This window comes from Streptomyces sp. CC0208, assembly GCF_003443735.1.
In the GTDB taxonomy this organism is placed as follows: domain Bacteria; phylum Actinomycetota; class Actinomycetes; order Streptomycetales; family Streptomycetaceae; genus Streptomyces; species Streptomyces sviceus.
Genome location: NZ_CP031969.1, coordinates 3967868 through 3994050, shown reverse-complemented (window position 1 = coordinate 3994050; position 26183 = coordinate 3967868). Strand labels below are relative to the sequence as shown.

Annotated in this window: 15 protein-coding genes and 1 tRNA gene; 12 read left to right on the top strand and 4 right to left on the bottom strand. The window is 71.9% G+C overall.

What is annotated here, in order from left to right; genetic code table 11:
• Positions 1-109: 109 nt before the first annotated feature.
• The 8 genes from D1369_RS18170 (at position 110) to D1369_RS18135 (ending at position 16139) form a co-directional block, all read left to right on the top strand.
• A complete protein-coding gene (locus D1369_RS18170) occupies positions 110-307 on the top strand; it encodes a hypothetical protein (protein WP_037900952.1) in 198 nt (65 codons plus the stop codon).
• Between the two features lie 259 nt (positions 308-566).
• Complete coding sequence (gene topA, locus D1369_RS18165; protein ID WP_037900954.1) at positions 567-3401, top strand: type I DNA topoisomerase; 2835 nt, start codon at positions 567-569, stop codon at positions 3399-3401.
• A 135-nt stretch (positions 3402-3536) separates the two neighbouring features.
• Entirely contained in the window at positions 3537-6734 is a 3198-nt protein-coding gene (gene tmk, locus D1369_RS18160) for a dTMP kinase (RefSeq protein ID WP_118082524.1), read from the top strand.
• Positions 6735-6878: 144 nt separating this feature from the next.
• The gene (locus tag D1369_RS18155) at positions 6879-8084 is read left to right on the top strand and encodes a DNA polymerase III subunit delta' (RefSeq protein WP_007383698.1); all 1206 of its coding nucleotides are present in this window, start codon (positions 6879-6881) and stop codon (positions 8082-8084) included.
• A 112-nt stretch (positions 8085-8196) separates the two neighbouring features.
• On the top strand, positions 8197-9834 hold the full coding sequence (locus D1369_RS18150; RefSeq protein WP_007383699.1) for an alpha/beta hydrolase: 1638 nt from the start codon (positions 8197-8199) through the stop codon (positions 9832-9834).
• Between the two features lie 118 nt (positions 9835-9952).
• Positions 9953-10026 (top strand) — tRNA-Thr (locus D1369_RS18145).
• Positions 10027-10230: 204 nt separating this feature from the next.
• The gene (locus tag D1369_RS18140; protein WP_037900957.1) at positions 10231-10779 is read left to right on the top strand and encodes a hypothetical protein; all 549 of its coding nucleotides are present in this window, start codon (positions 10231-10233) and stop codon (positions 10777-10779) included.
• Between the two features lie 632 nt (positions 10780-11411).
• Positions 11412-16139, top strand: a complete 4728-nt coding sequence (locus D1369_RS18135; RefSeq protein ID WP_240436082.1) for an RICIN domain-containing protein — start codon at positions 11412-11414, stop codon at positions 16137-16139.
• Here the strand turns inward: D1369_RS18135 and D1369_RS42975 are convergent.
• Positions 16132-16398, bottom strand: coding sequence for a hypothetical protein (locus D1369_RS42975; protein ID WP_158680148.1), 267 nt, complete (start codon positions 16396-16398; stop codon positions 16132-16134). The two genes, D1369_RS18135 and D1369_RS42975, sit on opposite strands and share 8 nt — an antisense overlap.
• Positions 16399-16964: 566 nt before the next feature.
• Between D1369_RS42975 and D1369_RS18130 the strand changes: the two genes are divergently transcribed.
• The 4 genes from D1369_RS18130 to D1369_RS18115 all read left to right on the top strand — a co-directional run bounded on the left by D1369_RS18130 (position 16965) and on the right by D1369_RS18115 (position 22932).
• Positions 16965-17387, top strand: a complete 423-nt coding sequence (locus D1369_RS18130) for a hypothetical protein (protein ID WP_007383703.1) — start codon at positions 16965-16967, stop codon at positions 17385-17387.
• A gap of 73 nt (positions 17388-17460) precedes the next feature.
• Positions 17461-17964, top strand: coding sequence for a hypothetical protein (locus D1369_RS18125; RefSeq protein ID WP_162951020.1), 504 nt, complete (start codon positions 17461-17463; stop codon positions 17962-17964).
• Between the two features lie 327 nt (positions 17965-18291).
• Entirely contained in the window at positions 18292-19185 is an 894-nt protein-coding gene (locus D1369_RS18120; protein WP_007383706.1) for a glycosyltransferase, read from the top strand.
• A 363-nt stretch (positions 19186-19548) separates the two neighbouring features.
• Positions 19549-22932 (top strand): BTAD domain-containing putative transcriptional regulator, encoded by a 3384-nt coding sequence (locus D1369_RS18115; protein ID WP_118083141.1) that lies wholly within the window; start codon positions 19549-19551, stop codon positions 22930-22932.
• On the opposite strand, the gene D1369_RS18110 is transcribed toward D1369_RS18115, so the two are convergent.
• The 3 genes from D1369_RS18110 to D1369_RS18100 all read right to left on the bottom strand — a co-directional run bounded on the left by D1369_RS18110 (position 22933) and on the right by D1369_RS18100 (position 26123).
• On the bottom strand, positions 22933-24624 hold the full coding sequence (locus D1369_RS18110) for a bifunctional 3'-5' exonuclease/DNA polymerase (protein ID WP_007383709.1): 1692 nt from the start codon (positions 24622-24624) through the stop codon (positions 22933-22935).
• 68 nt (positions 24625-24692) lie between these two features.
• Positions 24693-25427: a Clp protease N-terminal domain-containing protein gene (locus D1369_RS18105; RefSeq protein ID WP_007383710.1), complete on the bottom strand. Its 735-nt coding sequence runs from the start codon at positions 25425-25427 to the stop codon at positions 24693-24695.
• Positions 25428-25493: 66 nt separating this feature from the next.
• Complete coding sequence (locus D1369_RS18100) at positions 25494-26123, bottom strand: LysE family translocator (RefSeq protein WP_007383711.1); 630 nt, start codon at positions 26121-26123, stop codon at positions 25494-25496.
• Between the last annotated feature and the right edge of the window lie 60 nt (positions 26124-26183).

The following is a 26183-nucleotide window of genomic DNA, read 5'->3' as shown; positions in this document are numbered from 1 at the left end:
CCCGGGGTCGGCGCGGGCGTTCACCCGGGGTTCGCCTGCCCGCCGCCCGCGCGTGCCAGTCTCCGCAGGAAGTACATGCGCGGACAGGGGAAAAGGGGCGCGGGAAACCATGGAGAGCGGACCGGCGATCTTCGCGGGAATGGTGTTCGCCCTGTTCGGAGGAGGGCTGCTGGTGTGGACCGCGGCCCGGGTACGGCATCGCGAGCCCGTCGCACACGGTGTGAGTCCCGTCGCATCCGCGAGCCTCACGACCCTCGTCGCGCTCATCACGCTGGCCCTCGGCGTCTGGTGCTTCAACCGTCTCTAGGACGGCTCCTGGGAGGTCGGCGCAAGCGGGTCGACCGGTAATGGGGAGATCGCCTTCCGGTCGAGCTCGAAAAGGCAGGTGGGTACTCCGGGCGGCAGGAATGGCGGTAGTCGGGTTACCGTTCGAGTGGCCGTTGCGGGCTTTTCCCGTTTGACACGGGGGCGGGATGTACCGTCACACTCCGCAAGCGTCCGTATGACCCGACCCCGGGAAACAAGACCTGGGGAGACCCCAGTGTCGACCGGAGAGAAGAGCGAAGTTGTCCCCGACCAGCGAGACCGCACAGGGCGGCCGCCGACTCGTCATCGTCGAGTCGCCTGCCAAGGCGAAGACGATCAAGGGCTATCTCGGCCCCGGATACGTCGTCGAGGCGAGCGTCGGGCACATCCGCGACCTCCCCAACGGCGCCGCCGAAGTGCCCGAGAAGTACACCGGTGAGGTCCGCCGCCTCGGCGTGGACGTCGAGCACGACTTCGAGCCGATCTATGTCGTCAACGCCGACAAGCGGGCCCAGGTCAAGAAGCTCAAGGACCTGCTGAAGGACTCCGACGAGCTCTTCCTCGCCACCGATGAGGACCGCGAGGGCGAGGCCATCGCGTGGCACCTCCAGGAGGTGCTCAAGCCCAAGGTCCCGGTCAAGCGGATGGTCTTCCACGAGATCACCAAGGCCGCGATCCAGGCCGCTGTCGCCAACCCGCGCGAGCTGAACCAGAAGCTGGTCGACGCCCAGGAGACCCGCCGCATCCTCGACCGCCTCTACGGCTACGAGGTCTCGCCGGTCCTGTGGAAGAAGGTCATGCCGCGCCTGTCGGCCGGCCGTGTCCAGTCGGTCGCCACCCGGCTCGTCGTCGAGCGGGAACGCGAGCGCATCGCGTTCCGTTCCGCCGAGTACTGGGATCTGACGGGCACCTTCGCGACCGGCCGCGCGGGAGACTCCTCGGACCCGTCGTCGCTGGTCGCGCGCCTGCAGACCGTCGACGGCAGGCGGGTCGCGCAGGGCCGCGACTTCGACTCCCTGGGACAGATCAAGAGCGCGAACACCCTCCACCTCGACGAGGCGAACGCCCGCGCGCTGGCCGCCGCCCTGGAGCAGACCCGGTTCGCGGTCCGCTCGGTCGAGTCCAAGCCGTACCGCCGCTCGCCCTACGCCCCGTTCCGTACGACGACCCTCCAGCAGGAGGCCTCGCGCAAGCTGGGCTTCGGCGCGAAGGCGACCATGCAGGTGGCCCAGAAGCTGTACGAGAACGGCTTCATCACCTACATGCGTACGGACTCCACGACCCTCAGCGACACCGCGATCACCGCGGCCCGCGCCCAGGTCACGCAGCTGTACGGCGCCGACTACCTGCCCTCCTCCCCACGCACCTACGCCGGGAAGGTCAAGAACGCCCAGGAGGCGCACGAGGCGATCCGCCCCTCGGGTGATCGTTTCCGCACGCCTGCCGAGACAGGCCTGACCGGCGACCAGTTCAAGCTCTACGAGCTGATCTGGAAGCGCACCGTCGCCTCCCAGATGAAGGACGCGACCGGCAACAGCGTGACCGTGAAGATCGGTGGCACCGCCGCCGACGGCCGGGACGTCGAGTTCAGCGCCTCCGGCAAGACGATCACCTTCCACGGCTTCCTCAAGGCCTACGTCGAGGGCGCCGACGACCCGAACGCCGAGCTGGACGACCGCGAGCGCCGGCTGCCCCAGGTCGCCCAGGGCGACGCCCTGAGCGCCGAGGAGATCACGGTCGACGGGCACGCCACCAAGCCCCCGGCCCGCTATACCGAGGCCAGCCTGGTCAAGGAGCTCGAAGAGCGCGAGATCGGCCGCCCGTCGACGTACGCGTCGATCATCGGCACGATCCTCGACCGCGGCTATGTCTTCAAGAAGGGCACGGCACTCGTGCCGTCCTTCCTGTCCTTCGCCGTGGTCAACCTCCTGGAGAAGCACTTCGGCCGGCTGGTCGACTACGACTTCACCGCCCGGATGGAGGACGACCTCGACCGCATCGCGGCCGGTCAGGCGCAGTCCGTGCCGTGGCTGAGGCGCTTCTACTTCGGTGAGACATCGCCGAACAGCGGCTCCACCACCGGCGGCGCCGCCGACGCGGGCAACGGCGACGGGGACCACCTCGGCGGCCTCAAGGAACTGGTGACCGACCTGGGCGCGATCGACGCGCGCGAGGTCTCCTCGTTCCCGGTGGGCAACGACATCGTGCTCAGGGTCGGCCGCTACGGCCCCTACATCGAGCGCGGCGAGAAGGACTCCGAGAACCACCAGCGGGCGGACGTGCCCGAGGACCTGGCGCCGGACGAGCTGTCCGTCGAGCTCGCGGAGGAGCTGCTCGCCAAGCCGAGCGGTGACTTCGAGCTCGGCGCCGACCCGGTGACGGGTCATCAGATCATCGCCCGCGACGGCCGCTACGGCCCGTACGTCACCGAGGTGCTCCCCGAGGGCACCCCGAAGACCGGCAAGAACGCCGTGAAGCCGCGTACGGCCTCGCTGTTCAAGTCGATGTCGCTCGACACGGTGACGCTGGAGGACGCCCTCAAGCTGATGTCGCTGCCGCGCGTCGTCGGCGTCGACGCCGAGGGCCAGGAGATCACCGCGCAGAACGGCCGCTACGGCCCGTACCTGAAGAAGGGCACGGACTCGCGCTCGCTGCAGGCCGAGGAGCAGCTCTTCACGATCACGCTGGACGAGGCGCTGGCGATCTACGCCCAGCCCAAGCAGCGCGGTCGCGCGGCCGCCAAGCCGCCGCTGAAGGAGCTGGGCACCGACCCGGTCAGCGAGAAGCCGGTCGTGGTCAAGGACGGCCGCTTCGGACCGTATGTGACCGACGGGGAGACCAACGCGACCCTGCGCTCCGGCGACAGCGTCGAGGAGATCACCCCCGAGCGCGGCTTCGAGCTGCTCGCCGAGAAGCGGGCGAAGACGCCCGCCAAGAAGACGGCGAAGAAGGCGCCCGCGAAGAAGGCCCCGGCCAAGAAGGCGACGGCCGCCAAGAAGACCGCGGCGAAGAAGACGACCACGGCAGCGAAGAAGACGACGGCGAAGAAGACCACCGCGAAGGCGACGGCTTCCAAGACGGCGTCCGAGGACTGAGTCCGGCCTTCTCACGGACCCGTTTCCCCGCGCAGGCTTCGCAAAACGAACGTCCCGGCATCACTTTGGTGTCGGGACGTGCGCACGTCAGGACGCACTCCCCGGGCTGTCGGTGGCTCCCGATAGGCTGAATGCATGACCCGTGCCGAGCAGCCAACGGCCCTTCACCCGGCCCCCGACGACGCCCTGGTCGCGGACTCCCGCGAGCGCGCCGTCCGCGCCCTGCTGCGCAGGCCCCAGCTCAAACGCCTGTGGAGCGCCCAGCTCGTGGGGGGTGTCGGCGACACCCTCGCCCTTCTGGCGCTGGTGCTGCTGGCCCTTCAGGCGGCGATCGCCGAGGGCTCGTTCGGCGGCGGCTACCGTGGCGTGGCCTTCGCAGTGGCGACCGTCTTCGGTACGCGCATCCTGGCGACGCTGCTCTTCGGCGCCGTCCTGCTCGGCCCGCTGACCTCGCTCACCTCGCAGGAGGGGCCGCTCGACCGCCGCTGGACCATGGTCGGCGCGGACGGAGTCAGGCTCGCCCTGCTCATCGTCGCCCCACTGTGGATCGACTGGATGCCGGCCGACGCCCTCGCGATGCTCCTGGTGACCGTCTTCGTGACCGGGGTCGGCGAGCGCTTCTGGACCGTGTGCCGCGAGAGCGCGGCGCCCGCCCTGCTGCCCGCTCCTCCTCCGGAGGGGGCGACGGTACGACCGCTGCCGGACCACCTGGACGCGCTGCGCCGCCTGTCGCTGCGGACGACCTTCGTGGCGATCCCGCTGGCCGGTGCCGCACTCCTGGTCGCCGGTCTGCTCAACAACCTGCTGGGCTCCGGCATCGCCTGGTTCGACCAGCACCAGGCGGCCCTCGCGTCGTACCTCGCGGCCGGACTGTTCGCCGCGTCCCTGTCCCTGCTGACCTTCCTGGAACTGCCCAACACCCGCACCCCGCGCGCGCGTTCGCCGCTGGAGGGGCTGCGCCGTCCCAAGACGGGCACCGGCGTCGACAAGGGCCGTACCGGAGCGATCCCGCTGCTGGTGCCGGCCTGCGCGGCCGTCGCCGGGGCGATCGCGGCCGCCGTGGCCGTGGCCGTGCTGCACGCCAAGGACCTGGGCGGCGGCCCGGTCCTGTACGGGCTGATGGTGCTCGCGCTGACCGGTGGCGTCGTCGTCGGTATCCGTACGGCGCCCAGGGTGCTGGTCACGCTGTCGCGGCGCCGGTTGCTCGCGCTGGCGATCGCCTTCACCGGCATCGCCCTGCTGGCCGCCGGGCTCGTCCCGGACGTCACCACCGTGCTGCTGATCGACGCCCTGGCCGGAGTCGGCGCGGGCGTCGCCGCCAACACCGGGCACACCCTGCTCGACCAGGAGACCGAGGAGTACCGGCGGGCGCGGACCACCGAGCATCTGCACGCGGTCGTGCGGGTCGGTGTGGCGTTCGGCGCGCTGGCCGCCCCCGTGGTGGCCGCGGCGATCGGACCGCACCGACTGGACAACGGCAAGTTCGTGTTCGCGCACGGCGGCGCCGCGTTCACCCTGATGCTGGTCGGCGCGCTGCTGCTGCCGGTGGCCGCGCTGGTGCTGGCCAAGGTCGACGACCGGTCCGGCGTACCCCTGAGGCACGACCTTCGGGACGCGCTGCTCGGCGGCGACGACCCGGTGACGGTGCCTACTGACGCAGGTTTCTTCATCGCCCTGGAAGGGGGCGACGGAGCCGGGAAGTCCACCCAGGCCGAGGCGCTCGCCGAGTGGATAAGGGCCAAGGGGCACGAGGTCGTGGTGACGCGCGAGCCGGGGGCGACCCCGGTGGGCAAGCGGCTGCGGTCGATCCTGCTGGACGTGTCGAGCGCCGGGCTCTCGCACCGCGCGGAGGCCCTGCTGTACGCGGCGGACCGCGCGGAGCACGTGGACACCGTGGTCCGGCCCGCACTGGAGCGCGGCGCGGTCGTGATCTCCGACCGGTACATCGACTCCTCGGTGGCCTACCAGGGCGCCGGGCGTGACCTGTCCCCGACCGAGATCGCCCGCATCAACCGCTGGGCGACGAACGGTCTGGTGCCGCATCTGACGGTCCTGCTGGACGTGTCGCCGGAGATCGCCCGCGAGCGATTCACCGAGGCGCCGGACCGGCTGGAGTCGGAGCCCGCGGAGTTCCACGCGCGCGTGCGGTCCGGCTTCCTCACGCTGGCCGCCGCCGACCCCGGCCGGTACCTGGTCGTGGACGCCGGGCAGGAGCCCGAGGCCGTCAGCACCGTCGTACGGCACCGCCTCGACCAGATGCTGCCGCTGTCCGAGCAGGAGATCCGGGAGCAGGAAGAGGCTCGCCGCAAGGCCGAGGAGGAGGCGCGGCGCAAGGCCGAGGAAGAAGCCGCGCGCAAGGCCGAGGAGGAGCGCCTGGAGCGTGAGCGCCAGGAGCAGCTCGCCCGGTTGAAGGCCGAGGAGGAGGAGCGCAAGCGGCGCGAGCTGGAGGAGGCCCAGCGTCGCGAGGCCGAACGCCAGGCGGAGGAGGCCCGGCTGCGGGCCGAGGAAGCGCGCCGGCGGGCAGAGGAGGAGCGGGCACGGCTCCTCGCCGAGGAGAAGGCCCGCGCGGAGGAAGAGGCGCGGCGCAAGGCCCAGGAGGAAGCCGCCCGCAAGCGGGCCGAGGAAGAGGCCCGACTGCGTGCCGAGGCCGAGAAGCAGCGGCTGGAGAAGCAGCGCAAGGCCGAGGAGGCGCTGCTGAGGGCGGAGGAGGCCCGGCGGCTCGCCGAGGCCGCGGCCGCGGCGGCCGAGGAGGGGCCCAGGCAGACCGCCACTCCCGCGGTCGGGATGGACGCGGCGACCGTGCCCACGCCTGTGGTGACACCGACCAACGCGTCGGGCGGTCCGGTGGACGAGACGGCCGTACTGCCCCGGGTGCCCATGGACAAGGACGACGAGGATTCCTCCGCGGGCGGGGCTTCCGGCGCGGCCGCCTCCGACTCCGAGGTGACGGCCGAGCTGCCGCAGCCGCCGGTTCCGCCGGGTGCCGCTGACGAGACGGCCGTGCTGCCTCCCGTGCCGCCGGGTGCCGCTGACGAGACGGCGGTGCTGCCGCCGGTTCCGCCGGGTGCCGCCGACGAGACGGCCGTGCTGCCTCCCGTGCCGCCGGCGCCGGGGCAGGGGCAGGGGTCTTCGGACCGGGTGTCGCCGGGGTACTTCCGGGACGAGCAGCGGACACGGGAGCTGCCGCAGGTCGACGCGGAGGGGAAACCTCGGCGCAGGGCCCGGTCGGACTGGGCCGAGGAGACCCCGTTGGACGATCTGCCGTCGCTGGCCGATGAGTTGCTCGGGCCGCACGACGAGGAGCACGGGGACGACCGGCGTCGCAGGCGCTGAGAGGTCCGTGCCGGTGGGCGGCCGCGGGGAGACCCCGCGAGCCCCCACCCGGCACGCGGCCGCCCACCGGCCAGGCCGGTTGTCAGTGCTCGCCCGCACAATGGATCCCGTAGCGCGAGACATGACGAAAGGGCGGCGTGATCCATGACCGTATGGGACGACCTGGTCGGCCAGGAGAGGGTGAGCGAGCAGCTCGCGGCCGCCGCTCGGGACGCCGACGCCCTGGTCACCGCCGTAGCCGCCGCCGCCCCGCCGCCCGAGGCGTCGAAGATGACGCATGCCTGGCTGTTCACGGGGCCCCCCGGCGCGGGCCGGAACCAGGCGGCGAGGGCCTTCGCCGCCGCGCTCCAGTGCGTCAGTCCGGACCGGGCCCTCGGCGGAGCGCCCGGCTGCGGGTTCTGCGACGGGTGTCATACGGCACTCATCGGCACCCACGCCGACGTCAGCTCTGTGGCCGCCGTCGGCTCCCAGATCCTCGCCGACGACATGCGGGACACCGTCAGGAAGTCGTTCACCTCGCCGGCGAACGGCCGCTGGCAGATCATCCTCGTCGAGGACGCCGAGCGGCTGAACGAGAAGTCGGCCAACGCGGTCCTCAAGGCCGTGGAGGAGCCCGCCCCCCGCACGGTCTGGATGCTGTGCGCGCCGTCCATCGAGGACGTCCTGCCGACGATCCGCTCCCGCTGCCGGCATCTCAACCTGAGCACCCCCTCCGTGGAGGCCGTCGCCGACATGCTCGTGCGCCGGGAGGGCGTCGAGCCGGCCGCCGCGATGGCCGCCGCCCGCGCCACCCAGGGCCACGTCGACCGGGCGCGCCGCCTGGCCACCGACCCGGCCGCGCGCGAGCGCCGGGCCGCCGTGCTGAAGCTGCCCCTGCGCATCGACGACGTCGGCGGCTGTCTCAGGGCGGCGCAGGAGCTGGTCGACGCGGCGGCCGCCGACGCCAAACAGCTCGCCGAGGAGACGGACGGCAAGGAGACCGAGGAGCTGAAGACGGCGATGGGCGCCTCCCAGGGCGGTCGCATGCCCCGCGGCACGGCAGGCGTGATGAAGGACCTGGAGGACCGGCAGAAGCGCCGCCGCACCCGTACCCAGCGCGACAGCCTCGACCTGGCCCTGACCGACCTCACCGCGTTCTACCGTGACGTCCTCGCCCTCCAGCTCGGCTCCCGGGTGGCGATCGCCAACGCGGACGCCGAGGACGCCCTGGAGCGGATCGCCCGCGGCAGCTCTCCGGAGACCACGCTCCGTCGGATCGAGGCGATCGGCGCCTGCCGTGAGGCCCTCGACCGCAATGTCGCCCCGCTGCTCGCGGTGGAGGCGATGACGATGACGCTCAGAGCGGGCTGAGAACCGTCGGGTGATCACACGTCGGGTGATCACGCGTTGACAGGCGTCACCCGTACGGGCCGGTTTGTTCACGCAGGGCATGTGATCCAACGCGGAGAGTTAGGCTCGCTCGATGCACATCAGGCGAAATCCCCGCCACACCGGCCGGAAGCTGCCCCTTCGTCAGGCGCAGGCGCAGGCGCAGGTGTCGGCGCGCACTGCCCGTGCCGGTGGCGCCCTCCTCGCCGTCGCCGCGCTGCTCGTCTCCGCCTGCTCCGCGGGAGCCTCGACGAGTTCGGCCACCGCGACCGCCGACGTGGCCCTCGGCGCGCTGCCGCGCTCGACACCGGCCGCGCTGTCGCCGTACTACGGACAGAAGGCGCGCTGGCACAGCTGCGGGGTCCCCGGTTTCGAGTGCGCCACCCTGAAGGCACCGCTCGACTACGACAAGCCCGCCGGCGGGGACGTCCGGCTCGCCGTCGCCCGGAAGAAGGCCACCGGGCCGGGCAAGCGCCTCGGGTCACTGCTCGTGAACCCCGGCGGACCGGGCGGCTCGGCGGTCGCCTACGTCCAGGCGTACGCCGGGATCGGCTATCCGGCCGAGGTGCGGGCCCGTTACGACATGGTCGCCGTGGACCCGCGCGGAGTCGCCCGCAGCGAGCCCGTCGAATGCCTCGACGGGCGGGACATGGACACGTACACCCAGACGGACAGCACGCCGGACGACGCGCGGGAGACCACCGAACTCGTCGACGCCTACAAGAAGTTCGCGGAAGCGTGCGGCGCGCACTCGGCGAAGCTGCTGCGGCATGTGTCGACCGTCGAGACGGCCCGGGACATGGACGTCGTGCGGGCGGCCCTGGGCGACGCGAAGCTGAACTACGTGGGGGCGTCGTACGGGACGTTCCTCGGGGCGACGTACGCGGGACTGTTCCCCGGCCGCTCGGGACGGCTGGTGCTGGACGGTGCGATGGACCCCACGCTGCCCGCGCGCCGGTTGAACCTCGACCAGACGGCGGGCTTCGAGACGGCGTTCCAGTCGTTCGCGAAGGACTGTGTGCAGCAGCCGGACTGCCCGCTCGGAGCGAAGGGCACCCCGAGCGTGGAGGCCGGCCGCAAGCTCAAGGCCTTCTTCAGGAAGCTCGACGCGCACCCGATCCGCACCGGCGACGCGGACGGCCGCACCCTCGGCGAGGCCCTCGCCACGACCGGCGTGATCGCGGCGATGTACGACGAGAGCTCCTGGGCGCAGCTGCGGGAGGCGCTGAGCTCGGCGATGAAGAAGAACGACGGCGCCGGGCTGCTGGTCCTCGCCGACAGCTACTACGAGCGGGACGGCGACGGCCGCTACAGCAACCTGATGTCCGCCAACGCGGCGGTGAACTGCCTCGACCTCCCGCCCGCCTACGACAGCCCGGAGGAGGTCGAGAAGGCGGTCCCGGCCTTCGAGAAGGCGTCCCCCGTCTTCGGCGAGGGCCTCGCCTGGGCCTCCCTCAGCTGCGCGTACTGGCCGGTCGGGCCCACGGGTGAGCCGCACCGCATCGAAGCGCGGGGCGCCGCCCCGATCGTCGTGGTCGGCACCACCCGCGACCCGGCCACCCCGTACCCCTGGGCCCGCGCCCTGGCCGCCCAGCTCTCCTCGGCCCGCCTGCTCACCTACGAGGGCGACGGCCACACCGCCTACGGCCGCGGCAGCGCCTGCATCGACTCCGCGATCAACACGTACCTGCTCCGCGGCACGCCTCCCGTGGACGGGAAACGCTGCTCCTGACCCCCTCCCCGGACCGACGACCAGCTCCGGACATCGCCCGCCGGGGCTGGTTCGGAGCACCCTCGGAAACTGTGTAGACTTGCCGACGTTGCTGATCGCACCATGGTGCGGACGGCGCGCCGCCTTAGCTCAGATGGCCAGAGCAACGCACTCGTAATGCGTAGGTCTCGGGTTCGAATCCCGAAGGCGGCTCCGAGAAACCCCAGGACTCACTCGCCGTGACCTGGGGTTTTTCCTTGCTCAAAGGCAGACGCGGCACATGGCCGTGGTGCCGCGGGATGGCTTGCGTGAGCGATGCGTGAGCGGAGCGGTCCGGTGCCCTACTTCTTGGGTTTCTTCCGGTTGCCCTTCCTCTTGGCCCTGGCCCCGGCTACCCCCGTACTCCCAGGAGCACCGTTGCCCCTCACCTGCACCCGCGTCGTACTCGCGGCGGCTCTCGTGCTGCCGGCCGCCTTCCGCAGTGCGTGCTCCGCCGCGGACAGCGATGACGGCTGTCAGGGCACGGCCGCCGAACTCGAGCGACTGGCCGAGCAGCCAGTCCTCGACTCGGCGCCCGCCCATGCCTCGGCCCCCGCCAACTACCGCGGGGTGGGCGTGACCACCGGATGCGACGACGACAGCAGCGGAGCGCCCTGGCTGCACGCGGACCGCCTGTACGCGTTCCCGGGCGAACCCGACGACGTCATCACCTACTACGTCAAGGCAGCCGCCGCGGCCGGCTGGAAGTTCGAGGAGGACCCCGCCTCGGGGGCACCGCCCGCCACCGTGGAGGGCGCCTGCTGGACCAGGACCGAGCAGGGGCGGCATCTGCTGCTCGATGTCGACCTCCGTCCCCAAGGCTTCTCGCCCGAGCCCGAGCCCGCCCCGGAGGTCGGCGCGGGCCTCGCCTACTCGGTGTCGGTCGGCACCGAGCGGGACGGCGGCCAGGCAACCTGTTGGCACTGATCCGGAGATCGATGCGTCAGCAGCGGGCAGCGTGTTCAGGTACCGGTGGTCGAGGCGACGATCACCGTCGTCCTCGCCGACGGCACACGGCACACGGCACACGAAGTCGTGGCGTCTGCCGGCCAATCTTCTGGATGCCGACAGTCGGGCGCCGTGGGAGAACCACACACTTCCCGGCGTCTGTGATGTTGGTCTCACCGTTGCGGAGCGTGGGCAAGCGGGTGTCTCGGTGAGGGGTCGGCAAGGCATTTCTCACAAGCTGCACACAGGTTCCACCTGATTCCTTCGAAGAGGGGGTGGCTACGGAACGTAACTGCCCTGTGCATAAGCCCTGTTGTGGGAAGGACCGACCTGCCTATGGTGACGTCCGCTCCTGGCGGGACCTGACCAGTCCGCTCGCCCTGGAGTGTCCGGCGTGTCCACGGGGGGAGCGCCCACCACTACGTGAGGACCCATGTGCGGGTCTTACGTGTCCCTCCCCGGAGTGCGCCTGCCATAGCCACCCCCTAAAGAGAGGGATACGCGTGTTGCGTAGACCTGTACGGAAACAGGGCAGACGTCCGAGATGGCTGGCCAGTCTGGCAACTCCGGTTGTCCCACTCGCCTCCCTGGCCCTTCTCGTCACCGGAGCGGTGCAGCCTGCGTCGGCCGTCGGCCAGGATCCGCGTACCAGCGCGGCCGCTGACTCCTACGACGGGTTCGATGCCAAGGCCGCCGAGCAACTGCGCTTCGACCAATGCCTGATGGCCGACGGCCTGCGCAGGGGCGGGCCCAGTCAGTACGGCCTGGCCGGCGCCTCTCTGCCGCTGCCGGCGGACCAGTTGCACCAGAAGGCTGACCGCACCTACGGCACCGGCGCGTTCGCCCTGGCATGGCAGAAGGACAACGACGACTCCGACGCCTGGGTGAAGAAGACGGAGGAGACCCGTCAGTCGTGGAGCAGCGCCGTCAGCGGCCTGGACGACTACCCCGGCGCCGCCACGAAGGAGAACTTCTTCGACAAGACGGGGCTGCTTCCCTGGCTCTACCAGTCGTACTTCAAGTCGGTCGATCTGCTGTCGCCGTTCTACGACCCGTCACCGCAGGCGGACGACAAGACGAAGAAGGCCGCCCTCGCGATCGGTGATCCGCTGTACACCAGCGGTGGGACGAGCCAGGAGCGGGAGGCCTGGAAGCTCTGGAAGAAGAACTCCGGGGACATCGTTCCGAACGAGATATTCGTTCCGCGGGTGTTCGCCGACGACGCCCGCATCTTCCTCGCGTCCGGCGGCTTTCCCACGACTGCTCCGGCGCCGGAGACCCCAGAGTTCCGCATCGCGGTGGAGGACCTGAAGGCTCGGTTCGCCTCGTGTGCCTGGCACGATCCGATCGACCCCAACCGGGTGCTCGGCAAGGAGGTTTCGCAGGCGTCCGCCGAGTGGCAGCAGGAGATCGCCTCGCAGGCCACGCAGCGCAACCAGATCCTTGCTGCCAGCAGCAGCGCCAACAAGGCGCTGCAGGACGGCGCGTTCGCGCTGGGCAAGCTGCTGGGGCAGTCGTGGATCGCGGACTACTCCACCCGCTGGCTGGACTACTACACCGAGGGCGGCTTCAACTGGATCGGCGACGGCCAGTTGGAGATCCAGGTGCCGGGCGCTGCCGGCAAGTGCCTCGATGTCGCGGGCGGCGCCAAGACCAACGGCACCCCGGTACAGGTCTACACCTGTAACGGCGGGGCCGCCCAGAAGTGGCAGCGGTGGGCCACCTACGACGGCGGCTACACCCTGCAGAACCCGAACTCGGGCAAGTGCCTGGAGGTGCTGAACGGCAGTACCGCCGACGGCACGAAGGTCCAGATCCGCGACTGCGGCAGCGCCAAGGCGCAGCAGTGGAAGTTCGACGTGCGCAGCGCCACTGCGCTGGTGAACGCGGCGTCCGGCAAGTGTCTGCACCTGCCGACGTTCGACAACAGCAAGGACGCCGTGTCGTCGGCGTGCAACGGCTCCGCCGCGCAGAAGTTCCGGGTCGTCGCCAAGACCCACACCGGCAGCGCGCCGGCGAAGGCCGACGTGGACAAGGCCAAGGCCAACGTCACCGCTGCGCAGGCCGAGGCGAAGAAGCAGCTCGCCGTGGTCAAGGCGCAGCTGGCCACCGCGCAGAAGGCCGCGACCACGTCGGACACCGCGCTCCAGGCCGCCTACGGCATCGCCGACACCAACGGTGCCCCGCGGGGACGTGGTCTGCTGGTCGGCCTGCAGAAGGCACAGGTCACCAAGGGAGCGGCTGCCGGGCTTCAGGCGTTGGAGAAGGCCGGCGAGACCGCCGAGGCGGCGACCCGTGCCGCGGCCGGGGACAGCGCGACCATCACGCAGCGCGCGTTGGCGCAGGCGGCGCAGTCGAAGGCGGAGTTCCGCAAGGAGGCCGCCGCGGCGGCGGAGTTGCAGGCCAAAGCCGCGGCGGACGCGGCCAGGATGCACCGGGACAACGCCAAGAAGGACAAGGAGACCGCGGAAGCCAAGCTCGCGGTCGCGGTGAAGGCGGAGGGTGACGCCAAGGCGGCCGCCGCCGACGCGCACGCCAAGCGGCTCGCGGCGGAGGCCGAGGAGAAGACGGCCAAGGCGGAGAAGGAGATCGCCGCCGCCAAGCAGGCCGAGGCGGCACAGCACAAGCAGAACGCACAGGCCGAGGCGGCGAAGGCGAAGGACGCCAAGGACCAGGCGGAAGCCGCAGAGAGGACCGCCGAGAGCAAGCGCGATGACGCGGTCAGCGCCAGGGACCACGCCAAGGAGATGCGCGACGACGCGTGGGACGCCGAAGAGAAGGCGGACGCGGCTCGCGCGAAGGCCGATGCGAAGCAGGCCTACGCCGACAAGCTGGAGGCAGGCACCGCCGCCGACGCGGCTCGCGCCGCGGCGAACCAGGCGGACACGGCGGCCGACAACGCCGAGGCCGCGGCGGGCAGGGCACGTTCGGAGGCGGACGCCGCCACGCAGGCCGCGGCTGACGCGGACGCCGCGGCGACGCGTGCCGAGGCGGCCGCGAAGCGCGCCCGTTCCGACGCCGATGCCGCGCAGGCGGCCAAGCTGAGGGCGGATGCGGCCGTCAGGACGGCCACCAGCGCCGCTGCGGACGCGATCACGGCTTCGCAGCATGCCGCGTCAGAGGCCAAGACGGCGGTGGCGCTGGCCGACGAGGCCGAGCAGCATGCCAGGGACGCCAGGGCCCAGGCCGACGGCGCCGCGGTGGAAGCCGGCAAGGCGGTGGCCGCCGCGGCGAAGGCGGCGGGGTTCGCGCACGTCACCGCGCAGGCCGCCGTGGACGCGGGCAGGGCGGCCCAGCAGGTCGCCGCCCCCGCCAATGACGCGATCGAGCTCGGCTCCGCGTACGTGGACACCGACTCCGCGGCCGGTCTGGTGGTGCTTACGGGGCAGTCGTCGAAGACGATCGCGGAACAGCAGCGGGCCGTCGCCCAGGCGCACGCACAGAACGCGGCCGCCGAGGCCGATGCGGCGAAGAACCTCGCCGACCAGGCCAAGGGTGATGCGAAGGAGGCGTACACCCACGCGGCGAACGCCGCCAAGTACGCGGCCGACGCCCGCACCTACTCCAAGGAGGCGCTGGGCTACGCGGCCGACGCCGCGAAGGCCGCTGCTGCGGCGCAGGCCTCGCTGGCCCGCACCATCGAGTACGACCGGCAGGCCGCCGACGACGCGGCAGCCGCCGACCAGGCGGCCGGCAACGCCGAGGGCTACGCCAGGGACGCCCGCGACTCCGCCGACGCGGCGGCACTGGACGCCGAAGCCGCCCGCTCCGCGGCCGCGCAGGCCGAACAGGACGCCAAGGAGGCCCGCGCCGCCGCAGACCGCGCCGACGCCGCCGCGACCGAAGCCGAACAAGCCGCCAAGGACGCCGACAAGTACGCCAAGGAAGCCCAGGACGCCGCCGACAGGGCGGAAAAGGCGCAGGCCAACAAGGAACGCTCCGCGGGTTCCGGTACGGGTATCCCCGGTGTCTTCGCCGTCCCGGACGAGTCCACCGTCGAGATCGTCAGTTCACGGCAGATCGGCACCTGCCCGGGGTTGCCGGACGCGGCCTTCCAGGGCTGCAACGCGAAGTACGACCTCGTCGTCACCTACGAGGCCGACGTCTACCTGTGCACCGATGACCAGGCCCAGGCCACGGTCGACGGATGCCCGAAGTCGGCATGGCAGTTCCTCAAGCGGGTGACGCTGAAGAACATCAAGATCGAGGGCTGGACGCACCACTTCTCCGGCAAGGACATCGTCCGCGCCGGATGGCAGAACCTCTTCGGTGATGTGGCCGGATCGATCCTGTTCTCCTTCTTCGCCGAAGACCTGATGGACTGCTGGCACGGTGACAAGACCGCCTGCGCCTGGAGCCTCGCCACATACATCCCGCTCGAAGGCGCCCTCGGCCCGATCGCGCGCGCCGTCACGGCCCTCGACGCCGCTGCCAAGACCGGGATCGGTTACGCGGCCGCCTGGAAGGCACTGCGCGCCCTCGACGGGCTGTCCAATGAGGCCCTCGCCGGTATCGCAGCCAAGATCGGCAGAATCCTCGGCAAGTCGTGCGAGCGCAACAGCTTCCCCGGCACCACGCCAGTGCTGATGGCAGACGGTACGACCAAGCGGATCCAGGACGTCAGGGTCGGTGACGCGGTCCTTGCCACCGATCCCGAAAGCGGCCGCACAGAAGGCCACACCGTCACCGACACCATCTACACGCCGGACGACACCGACTTCGCCGACATCACGATCGGCGCTGGCAACGCACGGATCACCGCCACCCAGCACCATCCCTTCTGGTCGCCCGGCGCGCATCGCTGGATCGACGCCGGCGACCTCGAGCCCGGCCAGACCCTGCGTACCAACGAGGGCCAGACCGTCACCGTGGTCGGCGTCCGCCTCTACCACCGGCTCCACTCGGCCTACAACCTCACCGTCGACAACCTCCACACCTACTACGTCCTGGCGGGTAGTACGTCGGTCCTCGTCCACAACTCGGCATCGGTGTGCGAACACATCGCGCTCGGCCTGCAGACGGTGGATGAAGACATAATGGCGCTCGAGGAGTTCGCCATGGAACGCGAGGCTTTGACATACCACGATTGGCCTGGGAGTGGCCCGTGGTACAAGAAGTTCGAGGCGTATCTCTCTTCAGGATCCACGACGAAGATCTCGTTCAATCTGGACGGAATCACCGACCCCCTCGCCGCGGCCCGTGCGGGGAAGACGGTCGATCCGTCCGGATTCGAAGGCCTGACGAACTGGGAGCTCTACAAAATCAGCCAGTCTCCGCAAGCCTGGGACAGGATCACCTGGTACAAGGGAGGTCGGGTAGATGCCAACCCCTTCAAATGATGGCGAAGGTTCCGCCGTCATGTTCCGATCCGATCGGACCTTCAGAGTCTGGCGTTATGGGATCGGGCACTCCCAGCTCCTCCTTCGGGCAGTTCCCGACGGCGTGGAAACTGCTTGCCTGGACCTTCTTTTCGAAGGTGTGAGTGCCATGCAGTTGGTCCAGCAATACAAGGCCATTGAGCTGTGCTCCGCAAGCAAGGCCGAAGCCGAAGAGATTCTCGGTTTCTCTGGAATCAGCGCGTCCGGCAGAGAGCTGCATCTGCCTGTCGTCCTTCGGTCCAGAAGCGGATCAGGATTCGTGCTGTGCCGCAGCGTCACTGCTGCGCGCGGCGGAGAGGACCCTGTCGGATCCGACTTCGACAGCGATGACCGCAGCGTCATCTGGAGCAGTCGCCCGCAGACATAGGCGGACGGCGAGACGGCCTCCACGAGTAGCGCCCCGCCCTGCACGGCGTCGGGGCGCTACTCGGCGGAGGTCGGCGAGGCCCCGATCCACGGGTGCCGGCCGCGGCCGCGGAGACGCATTTCCCTGGCGACCGGTCCGCCGTCCTTCACCCCGGGACCCGACGGACTAGGTCCGCGAGACCCGCTGCTCCCAGTACGGCGAGATGCTCCAACTGAGCCTGGGCACGGCCGACGCGGACAAGTACACCTGGCTCATCGTCAAGGCTCCCGACTCCGACATCACCTACGGCTACGACGTCACCGGCAACATTCACGCGGCGGGCAACTGTACGAGCGAGGTACCCCGTGTCCGGACGGACATCCGCCGTACGGACCGTCACCCTGGGGTGACGGGGCAGGACCAGCGCGCGGAGGTGCCGTATGTCAGGAGCCGGTTCGGCGGGCGGCTACTCCGCCACGCCCCTCGCCAGGAAGCTCGGCATCAAGGCGGGGCACCGGGTACGGCTCGACGGCGCGCCCGAGGGGTGGGACATCCCCGGTCTGCCCGCCGACTGCGAGGTCGCCGTCGGCGGCTCGCCCGGCGCGGACGTGGTCCTGAGCTTCCACCGCGAGTACGCGCGGCTGGCCGCCGAGGCGGGTGAACTGGTCGCCGGCCTCGCGGACCACGCCGCACTGTGGATCGCCTGGCCGCGCAGGGCCGCCGGGCACGTCAGCGACATCACCGAGAACGCCCTGCGGGAGGTCTTCCTGCCGCTCGGCGTCGTCGACGTGAAGGTCGCGGCGCTGGGGGAGGACTGGTCGGGGCTGAAGTTCGTGCGGCGGAGAGAGAACCGGCGGGAGTGACACGGGGGCGGCTGGAGGGGTCCTGAGAAGCCCTTAGCGGTTGTAGGTGGGCGGGAAGTCTGCCAGGGCGGGCGTGAGTTTGTCGGTCGCGCCGTGGTCGGCCAGTGCCTGCACGCGCTCGCCCCTGGGGCCGGCGATCACCTCCGCGTGGCGCGGCGCCCCGGTGAGCGCCGCGCTGCTGAGCCCGGACGGCCGTACGCTCGCCACCGTCGAGCAGTCCTCCGGCGGCTACGCGTTCCGGCTGCGGGACACGGACGACGGCCGTCTGGTCCGTACGCTGCCCGCCGCCCCGCTCCCAGGCGCCGACCACGGAGCCGGGCCAGCGGCGACGGACGCCGTGCCGCTGCCGCTGATGGCCTTCAGCCCGGACGGCACGGCCTTCGCGTACGGCGTCTCCCCGTGGGGCGGGGGCGCCTCGGCGCAGTCGCTGGTCCTCTGGGACCTCGCGCGTGCCGCCCTCCGCACGACGCTGTACCTGGCACCGTCACGGGCCGCAGCGGCGAAGTACCTCGCCCTCGGCCCCCGCGGACGGCTGCTGGTGGCCGTCCGTGATCAGTCCGCGGGGCAGATCGGCTAGACCTGGGACACCACGACCGGCCGCCGCGGCGTGACGATGGCGGACGCTGTGCGGCCCGTTGTGCTCGACGGTCTCACCACTGGGCTGCGGCCCGAACTCACCCCGCGCAGACTGGACATCCACCCCGGAACCCAGGTGGTCGGGGCCCCGTCGGCGCGGGCTTCCGTTTCTTCGCGGTACCACGCTCGTGGACACGAAGGCCACACTGTGGAACCGGGTCGGCATGTCCCCCCCGGCACCGGGATGTCAGGCGGGCCCTCTCTCGCCGTGAACGGCTAGCATCGCGCCGGTTGATGCCCGTCGGGACGACCGGGACGAGGTGAGGACATGGGCGCGCCGAGGATCGCCGTGGCCGTCGTGACGATGGGGAACCGGCCCGACGAGGTCGACGCCCTGCTGCGGTCCGTGGCCAAGCAGGACATCGCCCCCGCCCGGATCGTGATCGTGGGCAACGGCTGCCGGCTGCCCGAGTTCGCCGAACGGCTCTGTCTGCCCGGCGAGGTCACCACCCTCGACGTCGAGGAGAACCTCGGCTGCCCCGGCGGGCGGAACGTGGCGCTCGCCCGGCTGCGGGACTTCGACGACGTGGACGTCGTGGTGGAACTCGACGACGACGGCCTGCTCGTGGACGCCGATGTGCTGCGCCGCGTACAGGAGTTGTACGCGGCCGATGACCGGCTTGGCATCGTCGGCTTCCGTATCGCCGACGAGAGCGGCGAGACCCAGCAGCGGCACGTGCCCCGCGTCGGCGCCTCCGCCCCGATGCGCGGCGGCCAGGTGACCGGGTTTCTGGGCGGGGGGCACGCCTTCCGCATGGCGATGCTCGCCGAGACCGGGGACTGGCCCGCCGAGTTCTTCTTCGCCCACGAGGAGATCGACCTGGCCTGGCGGGCGGCCGACCGCGGCTGGCGCATCCTGTACGCGCCCGAACTGCTGCTCCAGCACCCGAGGACCTCCCCCGCCCGGCACGCCATCTACTACCGGGTCAACGCCCGCAACCGCGTGTGGCTGGCCCGCCGCCGGCTGCCCTTGGCGCTGATCCCCGTGCACCTCGGCGTGTGGACGGCGCTCACCCTGCTGCGGATCCGTTCGTCGAGCGGACTGCGCGCCTGGTTCGGCGGATTCGTCGAGGGCCTGCGGGAACCGGCAGGCGAACGGCGGCCGATGCGCTGGCGAACGGTGTGGCACCTCACCCGGCTGGGACGTCCGCCCGTGATCTGAGGGCCGACGGCCCGGGGGACAGGACGAGGGCCCCGGTCGTTCACCTCCGCCGACCGGGACCCTCTCGCGTCCCACGGATCCGGCCGCGACGGCGACACTCCCCCGAGTTGCGCGTTGTACGCGCGCGCCCTCGGGCCAGATCCGATGTTGTGATCACATCAGGTGGCGCCAACAAGTCGCTAACATGTGGCCAACGCATCTACGTTTCGTTGTCCGCCGGTTGGCCTGAAGTCGACGGCGGTGATGGGGGACCGACGGTGTGCAACCGCGGGACGACAACGGATTCCGGCAGCGGCCGGCGTCGGACGGCTGGCGGGAAACCGCCGTGAAGAGGGCGGAATTCCGCCAGAAGTGGGCGGCGTGATGGGGCGCGGATCGCAGTCGGGGCTGCGGTTCGGACTGCTCGGGCCGCCGATTCTGTACGGCGGCCACAGCGGTCACGGCGGTCGTGACGGCGGCCAGGACGGGCCGGACGGCCAGGACGGCGCCGGTGTACGGGTCGTCGGCAGCCGCAAGCAGCGCATCCTGCTGGCCGCGCTGCTTCTCGAAGCGGGCCGGGTCGTCTCCACCAAGTCCCTCAAGGAGGCTCTGTGGGGCAACACCCCGCCCGCCTCGGCGAAGGCCTCGCTCCACAACCACGTCTCCCGGCTGCGACGGCAGCTGGACGACCCCGAACGGCTGCAGGCGGTGGCACCCGGCTACCTGTTGCGCGTCGCGCCGGGCGAACTCGACGTCCAGGTCTTCGAGAGCCATGTCGCCCGGGCCCGCGGCGCGCACGCCGACGGGAACTGGACCGGGACCGTCCAGGCCTGCGCGGCGGCGCTCGCCCTGTGGCGGGGCGCACCGCTCAGCGGGGTCCCCTCCGAACTCGCCGGATACGCCCTGGTGCAACGCCTGGAGGAGGCACGGCTGCTCCTCCTGGAGTGGCACTACGACGCCGAGCTCGCCCTCGCCGACACCCGGCCGGACGCCCTCGTCCCCGAACTCTCCGCACTGGCCGCCGAACACCCGCTGCGCGAGTCCTACCACCGCCAGCTGATGCTCGCCCTGCACCGCACCGGCCGCCAGGCGGAGGCCCTCGCCGTCCACCGTGACCTGCGCACCCGCCTGGTGGAGGAACTCGGCGTGGAACCGGGCCCGGCGGTCCGCGAGGCACATGTGGAGGTGCTGCGCGGGGGAGACGGCGGCGGGCGGGCCGGTGCGGATCGGGGCGGCGAGACGGACCGGGCGGCCACAACCGGGCGCCCGGCAAAGGCCGTCGACTTCGGCGCGGCGAGCGAGCGGAGCCGTTCGGCCGCTCCCGGCGCGCCACGCGCAGACGCTACGCGCGAAGACGCCCCGCAGTCCCGCACCCCGGCCCGCACCCCGGCCCGCCCTCCGGTCCGCCCTCCGGCCCTCCCTTCAGCGTCCCAGGGCCACCCTGCGGCACCCGCTGCCGCCGACCCGTCGCCCCTCGACCCCGAGGCCCCCCTCCTCCTGCCCCGCCCCGCTCAACTCCCGCCGCCCCCGGGTCACTTCACCGGCCGCGTCACCGCCCGGAACGAGCTCCGTCGTGCCCTCACTGCCGACGGCGGCCCGGCCGTCGGTGTCGTCAGCGGCATGGCCGGCGTCGGCAAGAGCGCGCTCGCGCTGCACGTCGCCCACGAGTTGCGGGAACATTTCCCTGACGGCCAGCTCTACGTCAATCTCCAGGGCGCCACCCCGGGAATGACCCCCCTCACCCCGGCCCAGGCCCTCACCGCCCTGCTCCGCGACCTCGGCGCCGACCCGCGCAGCATCCCCGAACACCCGGACGCGGCGGCCGCGTTGCTGCGCTCGCTGCTCGCGCCCACCCGCACGCTCATGGTGCTGGACGACGCGGCGAGCGCCGCCCAGGTACGGCCGCTGCTCCCGGCCGGCGGCGGCTGCGCGGTGATCGTCACCAGCCGCTCCCCCCTGACCGCCCTCGACGACGCCCACCGCTTCCCGCTCTCCCCGCTCACGGCCGAGGAGAGCGCGGAGCTCCTGCGCGCGCTCTCGGGCCGAGCAGGCGGCCGGAACGGCGGGGAAGCCCCCGTCGGGGAGGGCGCCCCCGCCGACGGCAGCACCCCCGGCACCCCCGGCACCCCCGGTGGTGCCGCTCCCCCTGATGCCGCCACCCCCATCGACGCCACGCACCCCCTCATCGAACTCACCGGCCGCCTCCCCCTGGCCCTGCGCGTCGTGGCCGCCCGTCTGGCCGCCCGGCACGCCCTCACCCCCGATGTCCTCGCCGACCAACTGGCCGCCACCGAGGACCGGTTGCGGCACCTGGAGTACGACGACCTCTCCGTCCGCCGCTCGCTGGCCGTCGCCCACGACGCCCTCGCCGCCTCAGGCCGCCGCTCCGACCGCGACGCCGCCCTCGCCCTGTGCCGCATCGGCGCTCTCGACCTGCCCACCTACGGTGTCCCCCTGGTCGCCCGCCTCCTCGGCACCGACGCCACCGACGAGACCCGCGCCGAGGACGCCCTCGACCGCCTCGTGGACGTGGCCCTCCTGGAGGAGACGGCGTACGGCCGCTACGCCCCGCACGGCCTGGTCCGCGACTTCGCGCGGGAACTCGCGCGCACCGGGCACGCTCCCGACATCGCCCGCACCTCCCTGCGCTGGTACGCGGCTGTCGCCGAACGCGTCCTGACCGCGATCGTCGAACCCGGCCTCGACCTGGAGGACCGCCGCCGCCCGACCGCCGCGCAACCGCCGGAGCACGCGGCCCACGTGCTGGCCATCCCGCCGTTCCCCTCCTCGGAGAAGGCCTTCGCCTGGGGCGAGTCGGAGCTGGAGAACATCGTGGCCCTGGCCGAACGGCACACGGACACCCCCGACGCGCGTACCGCGGCCCATCTCTCCGCCCTGCTGCGCCTGCTCTCGCCCTTCCTCCAGCGCAGCGGCCGGGTCGCCGAGACGGAGGTCCTCGGCCGGACCGCGCTCACGGTCGCGCGGCGGCTCGGCGACGAGGAGGCCGAGGCGTGCGCCCTGGGCGACCTGGCAGGCCTGCACTTCCTCACCGGACGGCACAGCGAGGCCCTGGCCCTCAACGACCGTGCCCTCGCGATCTGGCGGCGGCTCGGCAGGGACTCCTGGACGCGCCGCTGCCTCAACAACCAGGGCCTGCTGCTCGAAGGCCTGGGCCGGTACGCCGAGTCGCGCGAGGCGCTGCGGCAGAGCCTCGCCTACGCACGGCAGTTGAACGACCCCTTCGGCGAGGCCGTCACCCACAGCAACCTCGGCAACCTGTACGAGCACACCGACCCGCGCGCGGCGATCGAGCAGCACCGGCGCTCGCTCGCCATCGGCGAGGAGACCGGCAGCGCGGTCGTGCGGCACTCGGCGCACTGCAACATCGGCTACGCCCATCTCACCCTCGGCGAACCGGCCGCCGCGGTGGCGCACTTCGAGGAGAGTCTGCGCATCCTCGGCAGCCCCGGCGACTGGCACGGAGAGTCCCAGACCCGCCTCGGTCTGGTCCGCGCCCTGCGCCTGATCGGCCACGGCGAACGCGCCGCCGCCGAGTGCGCGGAGCTGCTGCGCCGCGCGGACGCCCGCGCCGACCGCTACACCGGTGCCCTCGCCCGCCACCAGCACGGACTCCTGCTGCGCGAGCGGGGCAGGACCGAGGAGGCGTACGAGCAGTGGCGGGCCGCTCTCGACGCGCTGGACGGCACGGACGACAAGACGGTGCTCCAGGAGCTCATCGCGCTGCTCGACGACTCCGGCTTACGGTGATCACTTCGCGTCCGCGTAGCACTCCACCACCGCCGTCGTGAACGGGAAGCGCACCGGCGTCTCACCGAACGTCAGCCGCCCGGCCAGCGCCGACGCCTCCCGGATCGCCGCCACGACCGCCTCGGCCTCCTCCTTCGGACAGTGCACGATCACCTCGTCGTGCTGGAAGAAGACCAGCTCCGCCGCCATCCCCGCACAGGCCTGCCGCAGCGCGGCGAGCAGCAGCAGGGCCCAGTCGGCGGCGCTGCCCTGCACCACGAAGTTCCGGGCGAACCGGCCGCGGGCCCGGGTGTTGGTGGAGGCGTACCCGGGCACCCAGCCGTCCTCGCCGGAAGCGGGCTGTCCGGCCGGGTCGTCCTGGGGGATGCCCGCCTCCTCCGCGTCACCCGCCCCGGCCGCCGGCGGACAGGTCCGCCCGAGCCAGGTCCGCACCAGCCGGCCCTCCTCGCCCGCGCGGGCCGCGTCGTCGACGTACGCCACCGCCTTGGGGAAGCGGCGTCTGAGGGCGGCGAGGTTCTTCAGGCCGTCGCCCGAGGTCTGGCCGTAGACCGCGCCGAGCACGGCGAGCTTGGCCTGGGCGCGGTCGCCGGAGAAGGCGCGGTCGGAGACGGACTGGTAGAGGTCGCTCTCGCGTCCGGCCACCTCCATGAGCCCCGGATCGCGGGAGATGGCCGCCAGCACCCGCGGCTCCATCTGGTCGGCGTCCGCCACGACGAGCCGCCAGCCGGGGTCGGCGACCACCGCGCGCCGGATGACCTTCGGGATCTGCAGGGCACCGCCGCCATGGGTGACCCATCTGCCCGTGACGGTCCCGCCCGCGAGGAACTCGGGCCTGAAGCGGCCGTCCCGGACCCAGTCCTGGAGCCAGGACCAGCCGTGGGCGACCCAGATGCGGTACAGCTTCTTGTACTCGACCAGCGGCTTCACGGCCGGATGGTCGAGGGACTGGATCTCCCACCGCCGCGTCGACTTCACCTTGATGCCCGCCTGCGCGAACGCCTTGACGACATCGGCGGGCAGATCGGGCCGCACCCGGCGCCCGAAGGCCGCGGACACCTCGTCGGCCAGCTCGGCGAGACGCCGGGGCTCACCGCCGCCGGCATACCGCTCGCCCAGCAGCTCGTGCAGCACCCGGCGGTGGGTCTCGGCGCTCCACGGCAGCCCGGCGCGGTTCATCTCGGCGGCCACCAGCATCCCCGCCGACTCGGCGGCGGTCAGCAGCCGCATCCGGTCGGGGTGCGCGGTGGCGTCGTGCCGCCGCTGCTGGTCGGCGTAGACCTCGACGAGGTCGGTCAGGGGCAGCCGGACGCTCTGCGGCTCGAACAGGGGCGACTGCGATCCCGGCTCCGCGGCGCGCAGGGGCGGGTCGGGGGGTACCGGCCCGCCGCGCAGACGGGCCAGGGCGGCGGCGGCCGAACGCGGCTCCCCGGCCCGCCCTTCGTGGCCGAGCAGGAGGGTCTCGGCGTCCTCGATGTCGTAGCACCGCTCCACCCGCACCCCCGCGGCGAGCAGACGCGGATAGACCTCGGCGGTGGACCGCCACACCCACCGAGCCACCTCGGGCCGCCCCCGCACGGCCTCGGCGAGATCCCCCTCGCGCCGCACCGGCCCGACGGGCAGCCCGTCGGCGCCGAGGGCGGCCAGCTCCACACCGCCGTCCTCGGCCGGAGCGAGAGCCCAGCGGTCCGTCATGCCTGCGAGTCTGCCAGGCACCTCTGACAACGGACCTTCCGGACATCTGCCGCTCCGGCGGAGTTCCCTCAGCCCTGCTCGCCCTGCGCCTTCAGGTATCCCGCCAGTTCCTTGGCGACGGCACCCTCCACCGGACCCTTCTCGACGCCGAGGCCGGACAGGACCCCCGTGCCGTGCTCGAACTCCAGGAGGGCCAGCAGGATGTGCTCGGTGCCGATGTAGTTGTGGCCCAGCCGGAGTGCCTCGCGGAAGGTGAGTTCGAGGACCTTCTTGGCGTCGGAGCCGTACGGCACGAGCTCGGGGACTTCCTCGGCGGCCGGCGGGAGCGCGTCCGTCGCGGCCCGGCGGACGGCGTCGAGGGTGACCCCCTGGGCGACGAGCGCCTTGGCCGCGAGGCCTTCCGGTTCGGCCAGCAGGCCGAGGACGAGGTGCTCGGGACGGCCCTCGGGGTTGCCGGCGGAGATGGCCGCGTTGTGGGCCGCCATCACCACGTTGCGGGCCCGCGTGGTGTACCGGCTGAAGCCCTGGTCGGCGTTCAGGTCCGCCGACTCCTTCGGCACGAACCGCTTCTGCGCCGCCTGCCGGGTGACCCCCATGCTCCTGCCGATGTCCGTCCAGGAGGCGCCCGAACGCCGGGCCTGGTCCACGAAGTGGCCGATCAGATGGTCGGCCACCTCCCCGAGGTGATCGGCGGCGATCACCGCGTCCTGGAGCTGGTCGAGGGGCTCGACATGGACCTTCTTGATGGCCGTGATGAGGTCGTCGAGCCGTACGGATGACGTGATGTTGGGGTTCGTCGTCATGCGTCAACCTTAGGTTGACAGCCGGGGGGTGTCAACCAGAGGTTGCCTCTCCTCGCACTTTCGGCGCTACTTCGGAGAGGCCGCCAGCCGCACCGCGAGCCCCGTGAACACCGTCCCCGAGACGATGTTCATCCACCGGTTGACGCGCGCACTGCGCCGAAGGGCGTTCGCGAGCCGCCCGGAGAGCAGCCCCACACCGCTGTCCCACAAGAACCCCATGACCACCAGCGTGGTCCCGAGCAGCAGCAACTGCCCCGGGACATGGCCGAGCGACGGGTCCACGAACTGGGGCAGGAACGCCACGTTGAAGAGGATCACCTTGGGATTGAGCAGATTGGTGACCGCTCCCTGCCAGAAGGTCCGCCGCATCCCCGCCCCGCCGCCGGTGTCCCCGCCCGCACCCGGAACCGACCGGTCCCGGAACGCCTTCACCGCCAGATACAGCAGATAGGCCGCTCCCGCCCAGCGCAGCACGTGGTACAGCGTCGGCAGCGTGTGGAACAGGGCCGAAAGACCGAGCGCCGCCGCGACGGTGTGCACGAGCATGGCGCAGGCCACGCCGAACGCGGCCATCACCCCGGCGGCGGGTCCGCCCCGGCCGCCCATCGCCACGATGAACATCATGTCGGGACCGGGAGTGACACAGAGCGCGAAGGCGGCGACAAGAAAGGGCGCGTACAGAGACATGTCCACCATGCCGCCATGCTCGAAGCGGCACGCGCGCGTGGGCGACCGATTTTCGGGGAGTGAGACGAT